Annotated in this window: 14 protein-coding genes; 5 read left to right on the forward strand and 9 right to left on the reverse strand. The window is 68.1% G+C overall.

Annotated features, from left to right (window positions below):
- Positions 1–97: 97 nt before the first annotated feature.
- The 3 genes from ABB30_RS09090 to ABB30_RS09100 form a co-directional block, all read right to left on the reverse strand.
- Positions 98–1,129, reverse strand: a complete 1,032-nt coding sequence (locus ABB30_RS09090) for an HDOD domain-containing protein (protein ID WP_152980666.1) — start codon at positions 1,127–1,129, stop codon at positions 98–100.
- Between the two features lie 68 nt (positions 1,130–1,197).
- A complete protein-coding gene (locus ABB30_RS09095) occupies positions 1,198–2,370 on the reverse strand; it encodes an MFS transporter (protein ID WP_083489780.1) in 1,173 nt (390 codons plus the stop codon).
- A 173-nt stretch (positions 2,371–2,543) separates the two neighbouring features.
- A complete protein-coding gene (locus tag ABB30_RS09100) occupies positions 2,544–4,670 on the reverse strand; it encodes a M13 family metallopeptidase (RefSeq protein WP_057637982.1) in 2,127 nt (708 codons plus the stop codon).
- Between the two features lie 223 nt (positions 4,671–4,893).
- Here ABB30_RS09100 and ABB30_RS09105 point away from each other — a divergent pair, with 223 nt between their 5' ends.
- Positions 4,894–6,696 carry a DUF885 domain-containing protein gene (locus ABB30_RS09105; protein WP_057637983.1) on the forward strand — a complete coding sequence of 601 codons (1,803 nt, stop codon included), beginning with the start codon at positions 4,894–4,896 and terminating at the stop codon, positions 6,694–6,696.
- 67 nt (positions 6,697–6,763) lie between these two features.
- On the opposite strand, the gene ABB30_RS09110 is transcribed toward ABB30_RS09105, so the two are convergent.
- Complete coding sequence (locus ABB30_RS09110) at positions 6,764–7,390, reverse strand: YiiX/YebB-like N1pC/P60 family cysteine hydrolase (protein ID WP_057637984.1); 627 nt, start codon at positions 7,388–7,390, stop codon at positions 6,764–6,766.
- A gap of 25 nt (positions 7,391–7,415) precedes the next feature.
- Positions 7,416–7,796, reverse strand: a complete 381-nt coding sequence (locus ABB30_RS09115; protein ID WP_152980667.1) for a nuclear transport factor 2 family protein — start codon at positions 7,794–7,796, stop codon at positions 7,416–7,418.
- Between the two features lie 225 nt (positions 7,797–8,021).
- Between ABB30_RS09115 and phaZ7 the strand changes: the two genes are divergently transcribed.
- Together phaZ7 and ABB30_RS09125 are read left to right on the forward strand one after the other, a co-directional pair.
- Positions 8,022–9,170 (forward strand): extracellular native short-chain-length polyhydroxyalkanoate depolymerase PhaZ7, encoded by a 1,149-nt coding sequence (gene phaZ7 / locus ABB30_RS09120; RefSeq protein WP_083489790.1) that lies wholly within the window; start codon positions 8,022–8,024, stop codon positions 9,168–9,170.
- 62 nt (positions 9,171–9,232) lie between these two features.
- Positions 9,233–10,282, forward strand: coding sequence for a GGDEF domain-containing protein (locus tag ABB30_RS09125; protein ID WP_275452399.1), 1,050 nt, complete (start codon positions 9,233–9,235; stop codon positions 10,280–10,282).
- Positions 10,283–10,288: 6 nt separating this feature from the next.
- Here ABB30_RS09125 and ABB30_RS09130 read toward each other — a convergent pair whose 3' ends face one another.
- Positions 10,289–11,398 carry a DUF1615 domain-containing protein gene (locus tag ABB30_RS09130; protein ID WP_057637985.1) on the reverse strand — a complete coding sequence of 370 codons (1,110 nt, stop codon included), beginning with the start codon at positions 11,396–11,398 and terminating at the stop codon, positions 10,289–10,291.
- A gap of 86 nt (positions 11,399–11,484) precedes the next feature.
- A complete protein-coding gene (locus ABB30_RS09135) occupies positions 11,485–12,144 on the reverse strand; it encodes a LysE/ArgO family amino acid transporter (RefSeq protein WP_057637986.1) in 660 nt (219 codons plus the stop codon).
- Between the two features lie 122 nt (positions 12,145–12,266).
- On the opposite strand from ABB30_RS09135, the gene ABB30_RS09140 reads away from it, so the two are divergent.
- On the forward strand, positions 12,267–13,172 hold the full coding sequence (locus ABB30_RS09140; RefSeq protein ID WP_057637987.1) for a LysR family transcriptional regulator ArgP: 906 nt from the start codon (positions 12,267–12,269) through the stop codon (positions 13,170–13,172).
- A 57-nt stretch (positions 13,173–13,229) separates the two neighbouring features.
- On the opposite strand, the gene sstT is transcribed toward ABB30_RS09140, so the two are convergent.
- Both sstT and ABB30_RS09150 read right to left on the reverse strand, forming a co-directional pair.
- Positions 13,230–14,438: a serine/threonine transporter SstT gene (sstT, locus tag ABB30_RS09145; RefSeq protein ID WP_057637988.1), complete on the reverse strand. Its 1,209-nt coding sequence runs from the start codon at positions 14,436–14,438 to the stop codon at positions 13,230–13,232.
- Positions 14,439–14,544: 106 nt separating this feature from the next.
- Complete coding sequence (locus tag ABB30_RS09150; RefSeq protein ID WP_057637989.1) at positions 14,545–15,471, reverse strand: M14 family metallopeptidase; 927 nt, start codon at positions 15,469–15,471, stop codon at positions 14,545–14,547.
- A 115-nt stretch (positions 15,472–15,586) separates the two neighbouring features.
- Between ABB30_RS09150 and ABB30_RS09155 the strand changes: the two genes are divergently transcribed.
- Positions 15,587–16,360, forward strand: a complete 774-nt coding sequence (locus ABB30_RS09155) for a hypothetical protein (RefSeq protein ID WP_057637990.1) — start codon at positions 15,587–15,589, stop codon at positions 16,358–16,360.
- Positions 16,361–16,419 lie beyond the last annotated feature (59 nt).

A 16,419-nucleotide genomic window follows, 5' to 3' on the forward strand; every position in this document is an offset into this window, starting at 1 on the left:
CAGCTTCCGTTGTCGGGAGCCGGCAACGGCCAGCCCTCACCGGGCCACGGTGCAACGCCGGATGGACTGCCGTCAAGCCGCTGCCGCTGGCGGCGACTCAGCTGTTTTCCTGGATCACGCTCAGGCGCTGCCAGACCCAGTCCACCGCATGCGCACTGGCATGGGCCGCCAACGCCTGACGGGCCTGCTCGGCATCGATCAGGCCATCCTCCACCTGCATCCAGGCCCAGGCCATGCGCCGGCCGAAATGCAGGCAGGCATGCATCTGCCCCGGCGTGCCTTCCAGAGCCTGGGCCAGGTTGTCGGGCAGCTCCCAGCGGTGCGAGATCTCCGCCGCGACCGCGTACTGGCTGGTCATCAGCAACTGCAGGCGTTCGGCCGCGGTGAGCGGCTGGTCGGCCAGCGCGGGCAGCGCGCGCAGCACCAGCAGGCAGGACAGCGCCGGCAACAGCGAGCCCAGCTGCAAGGGCAGCGGGTCGATGCGTTCGACGATGCGCGCATGGTCGGCCGCCGCGGCACTGGCCAGGCGGCCATGTCGCCACAGGGTCGAGGCAAAGCCACGCAGCTCGCGTTCTTCCAGGGCCAGCACCGGTTGCACCAGGGCCGAGGACAGCAGCCGTTCCAGGCCCTCCTGGCCGACCTTGACCACCACCCGCTCCAGGCTTTCCAGCGGCTGCAGGCGGCGGCGGTGGGCGGCACTGTTGGCAATGCGCATCAAGGTGGCCGCCAGCACCGGGTCCTGGCCGATGATGCCGGCCAGCTTGCTGGCCGTGCTGCCCGGATCGTTCAGGGCCACCATCAGCTGCGGCAGCAATTGCGGCCGGCGCGGCAGGGCCTGCCCGGACAGGGCCCCGGCCTGCAGCCGGGCCCGGGCCTGGGCCACGGCCGGGCCATCGACCACGGCCAGCGGCAGCGGCTGGCCGGCGCTGTCCAGTGCCGACCACAGCAGTGCCTCATCGCTCTGCCCCAGCTGCTGGGCCAGTGCCTGGGCCTGTTCCTGCTCTTCCGGCAGGCTGGGCATGCCTGCCCGCGTGCGCGACTGCACCGGGACAGCCTGTTGCTGCCGCAGCCTGACCAGGCCGGCAATCAACACCACCACCAGCACAATCCCCGCTACCACCATCGCCATGTACCACTCCCCCAGCCTGTGTGCGCCTTACGCCGTGTGATCGGCCGCGCGCCAGCAAACTTGAGGGTTCATTGCGCCGGTCGTGCCAGGCGGGGGGCAAACACCAGGGCAAACAGCAGCCCGGCCAGCAACACCAGCACCGCGCCGCCGGCAAAGGCCACGTTCATGCCCACCCGGGCGGCCACCACCCCGGCCAGCACCATGCCCAGGCCGATACCCACATCCAGCGCGGTGAAATAGGTCGCCACCGCGGTGGCACGCTGGGCGTTGCTGCCCAGGTTGACGATCAGGGTCTGGTAGGCCGGATAGACCACGCCGAAGCCGGCACCGATGAACACCCCGGTGATGTAGAAACTGGCCGCGCCGGGCAGCAGCACCATCGTGCCCAGGCCCAGCACGATGGACACGGTGCCGCCATTGACCACCGCCACCACATGCCCGCCATCGACCAGGCGGCCGGAGAAGGTACGCGCGGCCATCATGCCGATGGCCATCAGGGTGAAGAACAGGCCGGTGCTCTGCGCTCCCACCCGCTGCCCGTAGACGGCGGCAAAGGCCAGCAGCATGCCGTAGGCCAGGCCGATCACGGCCAGGTTGCAGGCCAGCGGAATGCCGCGCACCAGCAGGAAGCGGTCCAGCGACAGCACCGCCGACTGCACCACCCGCGACTTGCGCGGGGCATGCACGAAGCTGGCCAGGACCAGGCCGCCGAGGCCGGCGACGATGGCCGCATCGAAGATCAGGGCAAACGGGAAATGGTCCATCAGCCACAGCCCGGCCATCGGCCCCATGGCCATGGCCAGCGAGCTCATCAGGCCGAAATAGCCGATGCCCTCGCCACGGCGCTGGCTGGGGATGATGTCGATCGCCTGGGTGTTGGACGCGGTGGACAGGATGGCAAAGGTCAGGCCGATGCCGATGCGCACGAACACAAAGCCCATCACCGAGGCCGCCAGCAGGTAACCGGCCGTGCACAGCACATAGGCCGCCAAGGCGGCGATGTAGGCATGCTTGGCGTTGAAGCGCTCGACAATGAAACCGGAGAACGGGCGCACCAGCAGCGCGGCGATCACGTAACTGGCCAGGATGCCGCCGGCAATGGCTTCGTCCACGCCCAGCTCGTCCATCAGGTAGAACGGCAGGGTGGGCATCAGCACATAGAAGGAAATGCCGAGCAGGAAGTTGGCCGCGCAGGCCAGGGCGAAGCTGCGCGTCCACAAGGGGGGCTTGGGGAAGGTCATCGCGCCATGGTAGCCCGTGCACGCTGAGCCAGAGCCATCGCGCCAGACCTGGATGCGCTGCGCTGCGACCACGCAGCGCCGGGCGCTGATGGCCCGACCTCCCCTGGCCTGCACCGCAAACGACAACGCCCCGGCCGATGGCCGGGGCGTTGTACTGGCACGGGCGCGGACGCTTACCAGATGCGCACGCGGTCTTCCGGTGCGATGTAGTGCTTGTCACCCTGCTTGATGCCGAAGGCGTCGTACCAGCCATCGATGTTGCGCAGCGGGGCGAAGGCACGGATGTGGCCCGGCGAGTGGGTGCCGTTGACCAGCTGCTGGCGCAGGGCCTCGTCACGCCACAGGGTGCGCCAGACCTGGGCCCAGCCCATGAACAGACGCTGCTCGCCGCTGAAACCGTCGATCACCGGGGCCGGCTTGCCGTCCAGCGAGCGGCGGTAGGCTTCCAGGGCGATGGTCAGGCCACCGAGGTCGCCGATGTTCTCGCCCATGGCCACGCGCGAATTGATGTGCATGCCCGGCAGCTGCGGGAACTCGAAGGCCTCGTACTGGGCACCCAGCTTGGCGGCCTGGGCCTCGAACTTGGCCGCATCCTCGGCCGTCCACCAGTCACGCAGGAAACCCTTGCCGTCGGACTTGCGGCCCTGGTCGTCGAAGCCGTGGATGATCTCGTGGCCGATCACGCCGCCGATGCCACCGTAGTTGACGGCCGGATCGGCATCCGGGTCGAAGAACGGCGGCTGCAGGATGGCGGCCGGGAACACGATCTCGTTCTTGACCGAGTTGTAGTAGGCGTTGACCGTCTGCGGGGTCATGCCCCACTCGTTCTTGTCCACCTGCTGGCCCAGGCGCGCGCGGCGGTAATCCCACTCGAAAGCACGGGCGCGCAGGGCATTGCCGGTGATGTCGCCGTTGCGCACTTCCAGCGCGCTGTAGTCACGCCACTGATCCGGGTGGCCGATCTTCAGGCCGAAGCCGGCCAGCTTGTCGGCGGCCTCGGCGCGGGTGGCCGGGCTCATCCACTCCAGCTGCTTCAGGCGCTCGCCCATGGCCACCTTCACGTTGGCGACCAGGGCGTCCATCTTGGCCTTGGCATCGGCCGGGAAGTACTGGGTGACGTAATCGCGGCCGATGGCCTCGCCCATGATGCCTTCGGCATAGCCGACCGCATGCTTCCAGCGCGGCTTGGGCTCGGGCTGGCCGGCCAGGAACTTGGCGCGGAAATCGAACTCGGCATCAACGAAGGCCTTGGACAGCAGCGGTGCGGCATCGTCGATGGCGTGGAAGGCCTGCCAGGCCTTCAGGGTATCCAGGTCCGCCTTGGCAAAGGCCTGGGCCATGGCCGGGATGGCCGAGGCCTGACGCAGCACCACGCGCTGGGCCTGGCCGACGCCAGCAGCATCAAAGAAGGTGTCCCAGGCAAAATCCGGGGCCTGCGCGGCCAGTTCGGCGCGGGTCACCGGGTTGTAGGTCTTGTCGCGGTTGCGGCTTTCGGCACGGGTCCAGTGGGCGCTGGCGATCTCGGTTTCAAAAGCCAGCACCTTGGCCGCATTGCCGGCCGGGTCATTCCAGCCGCCCAGCTCCAGCATCTGGGTCACATAGGCCAGGTAGCGCTCGCGCTGCGGGGCAAACTTCTCGTCCACGTACATGGCACGGTCGCCCAGGCCCAGGCCGGACTGGCCCATGTACAGGGTGTAGCGGTCCGGATCGCGCTGGTCATCGGAGACCGACACGCCGAACAGGGTGACGCCGAAGGAGGTGTTGCGCTTGCCCATCAGGCCGGCAATGGCGGTCTTGTCACCGGCAGCACCGATCGCGGCCAGGGTCGGTACCAGCGGGGTGGCACCGGCCGCCTCGATGGCGGCCTCGTCCAGGAAGCCGCGGTACAGGGCGGCGATCTTGGCCGCATCGCCATCGGTAGCCGGGTTGCCCAGCGCATAGCCTTCCAGCTGCTGGTGCACGCGGGCCTCGGACAGGTCGCGCAGGATCATGAAGGCGCCGTAGGAGGACTTGTCCGACGGGATCGGGGTGTTTACGGCCCACTTGCCACTGACATAGGCGAAGAAGTCATCGCCCGGCTTGACGCTGGTGTCCATGCCGGCGGTGTCGATGCCCCAGCTGCCCATGCGCTGGGCGGCGATCGGGCCACCGGCGCTGGCGCCGCCCTGGTCATCGGCAGCAAACAGGCTGCTGATGGTGCAGGCATCGTCCAGGCAATCGCGGGTGGTGTCATGGGCGGCCAGCGGGCCGGAAACGGCCAGCGCCAGGCCGGTTGCCAGGCTGAGCAGGGTCTTGTTCAAGCAGAACTCCTTGGAGGGATAGCGGCCGGCAGACGCACCGGCAACGGTTGTATTCCTTGTAACCATCCTGGCCATCCAGCGGCAGTGCCGATGGTTGGGCCACGGGCGGCCACACAGCCTGTCTTTTTACCGCAAACCCGCCCGCACATGACCTGCGGCCCATGCCCGGGGCCGGCGCAACGGCCACGATCGGCAAGCCCTGCCCTTCACCGGAGCCGTTTCCATGACCCCACGCACCACCTTGCTGCTCGGCAGCCTGCTGCTGGCCTGTGGCCTGCCCGTCAGCGCCGTCGCCATGACGCCCGCGCCAGCCGTGGCCGCCAACCCGGCACAGGCGCTGGACGCCCTGTTTGCCGGCTTCACCGACCGCTGGATGGCCGCCAACCCGACCGCCGCCAGTTCCAGCAAGTACTTTGACGGGGCGCTGCAGGCGCGTCTGGACCGCCAGATCACCGGCCGTGATGCTGCCACCCGCGCCGCCAGCCGTGCTCTGGCCGCCGAGGGCATCGCCGCGCTGCAGGCCATCGACCTGGACGGCCTGGATGCCGAACGCCGGCTCTCGGCCGAGCTGATGGCCCAGCAGCTGCAGCAGGTGATCGATGGCGAGCGTTTCGAGCACCTGCGCTTTCCGCTGCAGCAGATGAGCGGGGCCAATGTCTCCCTGCCCAACCTGCTCACCGTGATCCACCCGCTGGCCACGGCCGACAACCTGGACAGCTACCTGGCCCGTCTGGCCCTGCTCCCCGCGCACATGGACCAGGCCAGCGAGCAGGCGCGGGCCATGGCCGATGCCGGGGTATTGCCGCCGGACTTCATCATCGACGCCACCCTGGCGCAGATGCGCAGCTTCATCGCCGCCCAGCCGGCGGCCAATCCGCTGGTCACCACCCTGGCCGAACGCGGCGCGCGCATCGACGGCCTGGCCCAGGGCCAGCATGCCGCTGCGGTGGACAAGGCCACCGCCCTGGTGCGCGATGCGGTCTACCCGGCCTGGCAGCGCGCGATCGACGAACTGCAGCGCCAGCGTCCCTTGGCCAGCAGCGATGCCGGGGTCTGGCGCCTGCCCGACGGGGCGGCCTACTACGCCGCACAGCTGAAGAACTTCACTTCCACCGCGCTGTCGGCCGAGGACATCCATGCCATCGGCCTGCGCGAGGTGGCCGCCATAGAAGCGCAGATGGATGGCCTGCTGCGCCAGATCGGCCGCAGCGAAGGCTCGGTCAAGGTCCGTATCGCCCAGCTGCAAAAAGACCTTGCCTACCCGGACAGCGACGCCGGCCATGCGGCCTTGATGGCCGACATCAACCGCTACATGGCCGATGCCGATGTGCGTGCGGCCAAGTTCTTCGACCTGCTGCCCAAGACGGCCGTGATTGCCCAGCCCTACCCGCGCTACCGCTGGGCCGCGGCGGCAGCCAGCTACACCGCACCGCCGCTGGACGGCTCACGCCCGGGCGTGTTCCAGATGCCGCTGCGCCCGGACCGGCTGACCAACTTCGGCCTGCGCACCCTGACCTACCACGAGGCCGTGCCGGGGCATCACTACCAGCTGGCGCTGGCGGTGGAAAACACCGGCGTGCCGCGCTTCCGCCAGGTCCGCGCCTTCGGTGGCACCGCCGCCTTCAGCGAGGGCTGGGCGCTGTATGCCGAACAGCTGGCCGCCGATGACGGCTGGTACGAAGGTGATGTGGAAGGCCTGCTCGGCCAGCTCGATGCCGCCCTGTTCCGTGCCCGCCGCCTGGTGGTGGACACCGGCCTGCATGCCAAGGGCTGGACCCGCCAGCAGGCCATCGACTACGGCATTCCGCCCTCGGAAGTGGAGCGCTATGTGGTCAACCCCGGCCAGGCCACCGCCTACATGATCGGCAAGCTGGAGATCATCCGCCTGCGTGACAAGGCCAAGGCCGCACTGGGGGACACGTTCGACCTGCGCCAGTTCCACAACGTGGTGCTGACCACCGGGGTGGTGCCGTTGCCCCTGCTGGAACAGCGCATCGACGCCTGGATTGCGCAGACCCGGGCCTGAGCCCGGCGGCACGTCCTGGCCGCAACGCGGCCCGGGCGTGCCAAGGATGTGCAGGTGCTGCGTAGCGTCAGGGGGCAGCCACCGCCCGCACCGGCACCGCCGTGGGCGCAGATGCCCCGGCCAGCGGTTGCAGGCCGGAGATGGCACGCAAGGCATCCGGCGTGACCACCGGCTCGTCCAGCAGCGGCGCGCTGACCGTGGCCAGACGCTGTGGCTGGCCGCCAGCGGCCAACGCACGCAGGACCAGCTCGCTGCAGTACAGCGCGCCGGCATCGGAAAGCACAAAGCGCATGTCGAACGGCTTGCCGTGCTGTTCCTGCAGCCAGGCGCGCAGCGCCGCCGCATCCAGTCCGGGCAGGCGGTAACTGGCCGCATCACTGGCCAGGGCCGGGGCAAGAAAATCGGCCAGCAGCTCCTGGCGTACCCCGCCGGGGCTGCCCGGCTCGTCGGGCATGGCATGCACGATTGTGACCTGCCCGCCCTCGCGCAGGACCATGCCCACATGCGAAAAGCGGCTGGCCCGGCCCTGGCGCAGCACCAGCGAACTCATCAGGTCACGCCCGCGGCGGAACACCAGGTCGCCATCGCGCAACTGCCCGGCCTGGGCCAGTACCGCCTGCTGCTCGCTGCTGGTGGGCAGACCGGCCGGCCCGGGAGCCGGGCGGCAACTGCACAGCAGCGCCGCCAACAGCATCAAAGGCAGGCAGGTCCGTCGCACCTTACTTGCCGATGCCGATCTTCCAGGCATCGTTTTCCTGCACCAGCATCACGTCATCGTTCTTGGCCGGGCAATCGCCCTTGAAACTGATCGCCGCGCTGCCACGGCGCACTTCGCCTTCGCCGCTGAGGGTGACTTCCACCTTGTCCAGGCCACCGCAGTCGGCCATGTTCTTGGCGCCTTCGGCCAGGGCCATGTCCAGCTTGCCGTTGCCCAGCATCTCGGTGATCTGGGCCGACAGGTAGCCCTTGGCGGTATCGGTCTTGCCGGCATCCAGTGCCTTGTAGAACCCCTTGACCGTGGCTTCCGGGCCCGAGGAACAAGCCGCCAGCAACGCCATCGAACAGACCGCAACCACCAGACCAGTGCGACGCAACATCATGAGAAATTCCTTTGAGTGACCAAGCGCCTGCCTCAGTGCAGACGTACGTCACATTATGCCCCTGTTCAGGGATTTGGAAATCAGGACAAACCCTACCTGCCCCGGCAAGCCTTCCCTTTCGGCCAATGGCAGCCACTGCCATACCGGCGCACCCTGCCTGTTGCCGCCCCCATGCGGTTGGAAACCGTCGGCCCTGCCCACCATCCCGCCGAGGAAACAACCACCATGCGCCCATCTCCATTCCACCGTGTCCGCGCCCTGCTGCGCCGCCCCGCCCTGCGTTGCACCGGGCTGATCTGCGCCGCCCTGGCCCTGTCCAGCCTGCCGGCCGCACCGGCCCAGGCCCTGAGCTGCGGCAGCAACAACGGCTATACCTGCACCGGCAGCAGTGACCAGTACGCCGGCGGCTTTGCCCCCGGCGTCGGCCATGGCGGTTTCGGCGGCGGCAGCTGCAGCGCCAGCCGCACCCCGGTGGTGTTCATCCACGGCAATGGCGACAGCGCGATCAGCTTTGACATGCCACCGGGTGCGGTGAGCGGATACACCACGCCGGCACAATCGCCGTATGCCGCGTTCAAGGCTGCCGGCTACAACGACTGCGAGCTGTTCGGCATCACCTGGCTCAGCGCCAGCGAACGGGCCAGCCCGCAGGGCAACTACCACAAGCCAGCCACCTACCAGACGCTGAAGACCTTCATCGACAAGGTCCGTGCCTACACCGGCAAGGCGCAGGTGGACATCGTGGCCCACTCGCTGGGCAGCTCGATGGCCATGGCGATGATCCACAAGCACGCCTATCAAGCCAGCGTGCGCCGCTTCATCAATATCGCCGGCGGCATCCGCGGCCTGCAGACCTGCCGCTTGACCGGCTATCAGTCCGCCCTGGCCCAGACCTGCAATGCCGAGGCATATGTGTACCCGTATGACCACTACACCTTCGGCCTGTATCCCAGCACCGGGGTGGGTTTTTATGGCTACAACCGCTGGACCGGCACCGGCAGCTCCAGCCTGCGCAGCCTGCCGGCCAGCTGGTCGGGGATCCGCTTCTACACCCTCACTGCGGGCCTGCGTGACCAGGTGCACTGCTTCACCACCAGCTGGGCAGCGACCTGCGATGCCGGCGCCCTGTATGCCCCGGCCAGCAATGTGATTGCCCAGCTGGACGTGGGCGTGGGCAGCACCGCCTACCTGTACGACTGGGACTGGGCCGATGGCAGCCCTCTCAACCTGGCCGGCGGCGATTACAACGGAGTCGGTCATTTCCGCTCACTGGCCAATACCGGGGCAATCCAGGTGCGCATGCTCGATACCACCTGCAGCAGCGATTGCGCCGCCACTTACAGCCCGATGAACGGGCCGGCCGCCGTACGCTGAATTTTGACCACGACAGGCCGATCATGCGGGTATTACCCGTTCCGGCCCGGAGATCGCCTGTCGTGAACCCCGCCATTCCCCTGCCTTCACCGGCCTTCGTTGGCCCGCTGGCCGATTCCCTGCGCCATGCCCGCTCGCTGGAAGAACTGGTGCGCCCGCTGCTGGAGCTGCTGCAGGCGGTGACCGGGCTGGATTCGACCTACCTGACCCGGGTCGATGAAACCGCCGGCGTGCAGCAGATCACCCACGCTTACAACACCAGCGCGGCCCTGCACATGCCCGAACAGCTGATCGTGCCGTGGGCCGACACCCTGTGCCGGCGTGCCCTGCTCGAACAGCTGCCCTGCACCAACGAGGTGGCCACCCACTGGGGTGACAGCGCGGCGGCCAGCGAACTGGGCATCGGCACCTATGCCTCCACCCCCGTGCACACCGCCGATGGCCAGCTGATCGGCACCCTGTGCGCGGCCAGTGCCGGCCGGGCCGACATTGCCGAAGGTGCCGAGCGCCTGCTGCGCATGTTTGCCGCCCTGATCGGCCAGCACATCGAACGCGAGCGCCTGATCGAGCAGCTGCGCATCGCCCACCAGGCCCTGCAGCTCACCGCCGACACCGATGCCCTGACCGGCCTGCCCAACCGCCGCGCGCTGATGCAGGAGCTGGACCGCCGCCTGCTGCAGCATGCCCAGGCCGATACCCAGCTGCTGGTCGGCTTCATCGACCTGGATGATTTCAAGCAGATCAACGACCGCTGGGGCCATGCCGCCGGCGACCGCTTCCTGAGCCAGATTGCCCAGCGCCTGCGTCAGGCCCAGCGTCCGGAGGACTACTGCGCCCGCTTGGGCGGCGATGAGTTCGTGATCCTGGTCAGCCTGGGCCATACCTTCGCCGATGAGCAGCACGACACGGTCATCGATCAGATCGAGCAACGCCTGGAGGCGATGACCTGCGGCCACTTCCAGCTCGGCGCGGACATCAGCCTGGACTACCAGGGCCCCAGCATCGGCCTGATCCGGGTGGGCGGCAGCAGCAATGCCACCGAGGTGCTGACCCTGGCCGATGCGGCGATGTACCAGCGCAAGCAGCTGCGCCACGCCCAGCGCACGGGCTGAGCCGGCTCAGCCGGCCGGGGTGGCCAGCGCCATGCAGCGCTGGTAGCGCTCGTAGACACGCGTGGCAAACCAGGCCGTGGTCAGCTGGCGGGTGATCTTCGGGCTTTCCAGGGTGATGCCGGGCAGGCTTTCGCGTGGCAGCGCACTGCCCTGGCGGCGTTCGGCCAGGTTGAACACCGCGGTGAACAGCGGGCTGTCATTGAAGTGCAGGCTGTTGCCGCGCTCCAGCTCGCGCCGGATCTGCGCCGCATCCATGCCCAGCTGGGCAGCCAGGCTGCGTACGGCGACCTCGGTCTGGCCGGGCTTGTCCAACGGCGCGCCGGGCACCAGCAGGTCCCCGTCCAGGGCCAGGGTACGGCCGCTGGCCACTGCCACCGCGTGCTGGAAGGCCGCATTGCGGCTGGCATACCAGCCGGCGTTGTAATCGGCGAAACGGTGGATCTTGCGGGTATAGGGCGTGGCATAGCCGAGCAGGTGGGCGATGCCGAAATAGACCCCGCCACGACGGGTGAACACTTCCTGGCGGGCATCGCGGCCGGGATACGGATAGCCGTCCATGCGGGCCTGGGCAAAGGCGATGGAGACCTGCATCGAACCGCCGGTCTGCACCGGGTTGTGATCACCCAGCAGGCGCGCGCCCAGCGGCACCCGGCCGATGATTTCCTGGTACAGCTCGCTGAGCAGGCCTTCGCTGCGTACCGCATCCAGACGCTGGCCATAGGTCCGCCCGTCCAGCGAGGCCACATTCAAGGCCGCACTCAGGGCCAGCTTGGGAATGCGCTTGGCCCGGGCCCGGCGTTCGAGCTCGCCACGCGCAACCCGGCCCAGATCGGCCACCGGCGGATCAACGTTGAAACCGGATTCCTGCTCGATCACCGCCAGGGTGGCGCAGATGTTTTCATCATTGCCGGCGATGCCCTGGGCGTGGAAGGCGGTCTGGATGTCGGCGGCCCAGCCGGCACGCTCATCCAGCTTGTCCGGCAGGCGGGCGGCAATGCGCTCGCGCAGCAGGTCGGTCTGCGAGCGGCTGGCCGGCGGCGGCGTGGTCGCACAGGCCGCCAGCAACACCAGTGCCAGCAGCGCCGGCACACGCAACAGGACAGAAGAAGCTTTCACGAGCCACCAACGCAACCAGAACCGTTCACACGCTGACAGCGCCGGCAGGGATGGTCAAGCAATCCGGGGCAATCGGCCTGTCCGGGTCAAACCGTGGCCACCGGCGCCGCCTCGGGCAGGCCGCCGATGGCCAGGCCCAGGGCCAGCACGCACAGGATCACCGCAATCGAGCCATCCAGCACCCGCCAGGTACGCGGCTTGGTGAACAGCGGCGCCAGCGCGCGCGCGCCCAGGCCCTGGGCAGTCAGCCAGATCAGGCTGGCAGTGGCCACGCCGGCAGCAAAGCTCATCCGCGCGGCACCGAAATTGTCGGCAATCGAGCCGATCACCACCATGTCCAGCCAGAAGTGAGGGTTGATCACCGAGAACCCGGCCGCGGCCAGCACCATCGCCTTGCGTGAGTTGCCCTCGGTGTCATCGGCCTGCAGGCCGCTGCTGCCGGCAATGGCACGCCGCGCCGACTGCAGCGCATACCACAGCAGGAAGGCCACACCGCCCCACAGCAGCACACCGGTCAGCCACGGCAGGGCATCGGTGAGCCGGCGCAGGCCGGCGACACTGGCGAAGATGAAGGCCGCATCGATCACCGCACAGGTGGCGATGATGGCCAGGATGTGGTTGCGGGCGATGCCCTGGCGCAGGATGAAGGCGCTTTGTGCGCCGACCACGGCAAACAGGCCGATACCGGTGGCCGCACCACTGACCCAGGCCGCCAGGCCGGGGGTAGCGAAGGTTTCATTGAACATGGGAAGACCTGCAGATTGCGGGGGTGCGGCGTGTACCCAGCCGCTGGACTGGAGCCATTCTTGCAGTGCAGCACAGGGAAGTTAAGCTAAACTTCTTTAACCAAATTAAGCAGAGCTAATGTATGCGTTTCGATCACGCTCAGCTTCGGGCCCTGGCTGCTGTAGTACGCGAGGGCAGTTTTGAACGCGCTGCCCTGGCCCTGCATGTCACCCCGTCGGCAATCAGCCAGCGGATCAAGGCGCTGGAGGACCGCGTCGGCCGCCTGCTGGTCCAGCGCACCACCCCGGCCAGCGCCACTGCCGAAGGCCAGATCCTGGTCCGCCTGGCCGAACAGACCGCCCTGCTCGAACACGAGGCACTGGCCCGCATCGGCATCGATGACGATCAGCTGCCGCGCTCCTCCATTGCCGTGGCGGTCAACCACGACAGCATGGAAACCTGGTTTCCCGAGGCTGCGGCCCTGTTCGCCGCCGACAGCAGTGCCACCCTGGACCTGCATGTGGAAGACCAGGACCACACCGCCGACCTGCTGCGCCGGGGCGAGGTGCTCGGCGCGGTGACTACCCTGGCCGAGGCCGTGCAGGGTTGCCAGATCCATCCGCTGGGCAGCATCCGTTATGCGGCCACCTGCACCCCGCAGTTCCACGCCCGCTACTTTGCCAAGGGGGTCACGGCCGCCGCACTGGCCCAGGCCCCGGTGCTGGTGTTCAACCGCAAGGATGACCTGCAGGCCCGCCATGCCCGCCGCCTGGCCGGCACCGATGCGCCGCTGCAGCCACCGGTGTGGTGGATTCCCTCCACCCGCGCCTTCGTCCACGCCAATCTGGCCGGACTGGGCTGGACCATGAACCCGCTGCCGCTGGTGCGCCGGCATCTGGAAGCCGGCCGCCTGGTCTACCTGCGCCAGCGCGTGTACGAAGACATCCCGCTGTACTGGCAGCACTGGAAGGGCGATGTGCAGGGCATGGCCAACCTGACCCGGGCCGTATTGCAGGCCTCCCGTGCGCTGGTGCGCAAGCGGCGCTGAACCGGCAAACGACAACGGCCCGCAAGCGGGCCGTTGTGCACATCCAGCGTTGTCTTCTCAGCCGGCGCGCTGCTGCTCGCGCTGGCATACCGCCGCGGTGAACACCACATCGGTGGAGGAATTGAGCGCGGTTTCGGCCGAGTCCTGTACCACCCCGACCACGAAACCCACCGCCACCACCTGCATGGCCGTGTCGTTGTCGATGTTGAACAGGCCACAGGCCAGCGGGATCAGCAGCAGCGAGCCGCCCGGCACGCCCGAGGCCCCGCAGGCACCGATGGCGGCCAGCACGCTGAGCAACAGGGCCGTCGGCAGGTCCACGGCAATCCCCAGGGTGTGCACTGCGGCCAGGGTCAGCACCGAGATGGTGACCGCCGCGCCGGCCATGTTGATCGTTGCGCCGAGCGGAATGGCCACCGAATAGGTCGGCTCGTGCAGGCCGAGCTTTTCGCACAGGCGCATGTTGACCGGGATGTTGGCCGCCGAGGAACGGGTGAAGAAGGCGGTGATGCCGCTCTCGCGCAGGCAGGTCAGGACCAGCGGATACGGGTTGCGCCGGGTCACCAGCAGCACGATCAGCGGGTTGACCACCAGGGCCACGAACAGCATCGCCCCGACCAGCACCGCCAGCAGGTGGGCATAACCGGCCAGCGCCCCCACACCGGTGGAAGCCAGGGTCGAGGCAACGATGCCGAACACGCCCAGCGGGGCCAGTACGATGACCCAGCGCACCACCGTGGTGATCGCCCGCGACAGGTCACTGACCACGGCACGGGTGGTATCGCCGGCATGGCGCAGGGCCACACCCAGGGCCACACCCCAGGCCAGCAGGCCGATGTAGTTGGCATTGACCAGGGCATCGACCGGGTTGGAGAACACCTGCATCAGCAGGGCCTGCAGCACCTGACCGATGCCGGTGGGCGCGCTGGCCTCCTGTTCGGCCACCAGCAGGGCCAGACGGGTCGGAAACAGGAAGCTGGCCAGCACCGCGACCAGGGCGGCGGCCACGGTGCCGATCAGATAAAGCCCGAGGATGGGCTTGATATGGCTGCCGCCGGCGGCGCGCTGGTTGGCAATGGACGCGGCCACCAGAACCAGCACCAGCACCGGTGCCACCGCCTTCAAGGCGGAAATGAACACCGTGCCGAGCAGGCCCACCGCCTGCCCCGCCTGCGGCCAGACCAGGGCGAGCACGACACCGGCCAGCAGGCCGATGATGATCTGGGCAATCAAGCCGGGACGGAACGCTTGTGACGCGCTGGACATCGTTGGCAACTCGGGCAGTGGTAACACCCCATTGTGCCTGCAACGCGTGCCAGCGCACCTGCCGTCAGTCACCGCACCGGCCAGCGGACGGTACGGTGGACGAGCCTCAGCCGTTGGCCAGGGCGTAATCCAGCGCGGCACGCACCGCTGCCACCTGGGCATCGTTGCACTGCTGCGGCGTGGCCTTGGGGCTGTCCGGGTAGACCTCGGTGGTGGTCACGAACGGGGCATCGGTCATGCCACCGCACAGGCCGATGGAACGGCCCGGGTAATTGATCACCCCGTGCGCCACTACCTTGTCACCAATGATCTCGCCCTTCTCGTCGGCCGGGGCGATATGGGTGATGGCCTCCACCGCGGTGATGATGGCCTGCTGGAAGCCCGGCGCCGGACGGTCGCTCTCGCCCACCAGGTAGAAACCATCGGGAATGGTGCCCGGCTCGTACGGCTTGCCATCGCGTGCGGCCAGGGCCGGACGGAACTCGCTTTCATCGGTATCGGTGGTTTCATGCAGGTCGATGTGCACCAGCACCGGCTCGGCCAGGGTCTGCAACAAGGCCAGCACGGCGGCCGCTTCCGGGGCCGGGCTGTTGGCGGTGAACGAACGGTTCGGGTCCACCGTCCAGGCATTCCAGCGCTGGATGCGCTCATAGCCCCACGGGCTGACGCAGGGAATCAGCAGCAGGTTCAGGCGACCGCTGTAATCGGCGCCGTGCTGCTCGGCAAACTGCAGGGCGCCATGCACACCGCTGGTTTCATACCCGTGCACACCGCCGGTGACCACGGCCACCGGCAACGCGCTGTCCCAGTCCTGGCTGCGCAGGGCCAGCAGCGGGTAACGGCCATCTTCGCCGCAGTCCAGCTCGCCGTAGTTGACCACCTCAAAACGCGAGGCCAGTGCCTGGATGCGGCTCACCACTTCCTTGGCATGGCTGCGCTGGACACGCTGCAGCGCGCGCCACTGCGCCTTTTGTGCATCGCCCCACGGCTGCCCGGCGGTACCGATGGCGTTGATCTGTTCGATGGAGGTCATTGCTGCATCCTGGAAAACAAAAAAACAGGGTAGCACCGGGCCGCACCGGCATTGCAGCGGCTCAAGCCGCTGCCGATGCGGCCGTTAATGACCGATCCACACCACGAACACCGCAATGAATTTCCGCCCCCTGCTTGCTGCAGCCGTCCTGAGCCTGACCTTGAGCGCCTGCGCCGGCCCGATGGACCGCGCGCTGGTCACCGACCAGGGCGATGCGGCCTATTTCCAGCGTCTGAACCCGCTGTTTGCCCAGATGACCCCCGAGCAGCAGGAGGCCTTCAACTGGTCGGTATCGGATCTGACCATCGGTACCATCCACCAGCGCTACCCCGGCGCCAGCGCGCGCGAGGTGATCGCCGGCGAGACCGCCCTGATCCTGCAGACCTACCCGGAGCGGATCGCCGCCCTGCAGCCCTCGCTGCAGCAGTTCCAGCAGGCCCGGGCGCAGCTGGCGCAGTTGCGCAGTGACAACATCCAGTTCCGCATCGAACAGGATTTCCATGGCTCGCAGCCCTACCTGAAGGCGGACTTCCACAACGGCTCGACACTGTCGTTCAGCACCACCGGCTGGGTCGCGCAGCTGTACCTGGATGGCGCGGACACCCCGGTGGCCAGCTATGAGTTCACCTTGAACCACCGCAACCGCGGCGGCCTGCTGCCCGGCGAAGATGAAAACCATGACATCCACCTGGGGTTTGTCACCGGCGATGCCGACTGGATGACCCTGGAGGTGCGCAACGCCCGCCAGCGCCGGATCCAGATCGTGCCGGTCCAGCCCGGCACCACCGACCTGGGCGAGCGCCCGTATGCGCTGCACGATCCGCAGCCGGAAATCGATCGTCTGCAGGCAGTGATCGCCGCCGCCGAAAAGTACCGCGCCGTACCTTGAGCCGCCCCGGCCGCGACAGGCCGGATGTGCCGCAATGGAAACGGGCGCCTTGCGGCGCC

It is taken from the genome of Stenotrophomonas ginsengisoli (genome assembly GCF_001431485.1).
In the GTDB taxonomy this organism is placed as follows: domain Bacteria; phylum Pseudomonadota; class Gammaproteobacteria; order Xanthomonadales; family Xanthomonadaceae; genus Stenotrophomonas; species Stenotrophomonas ginsengisoli.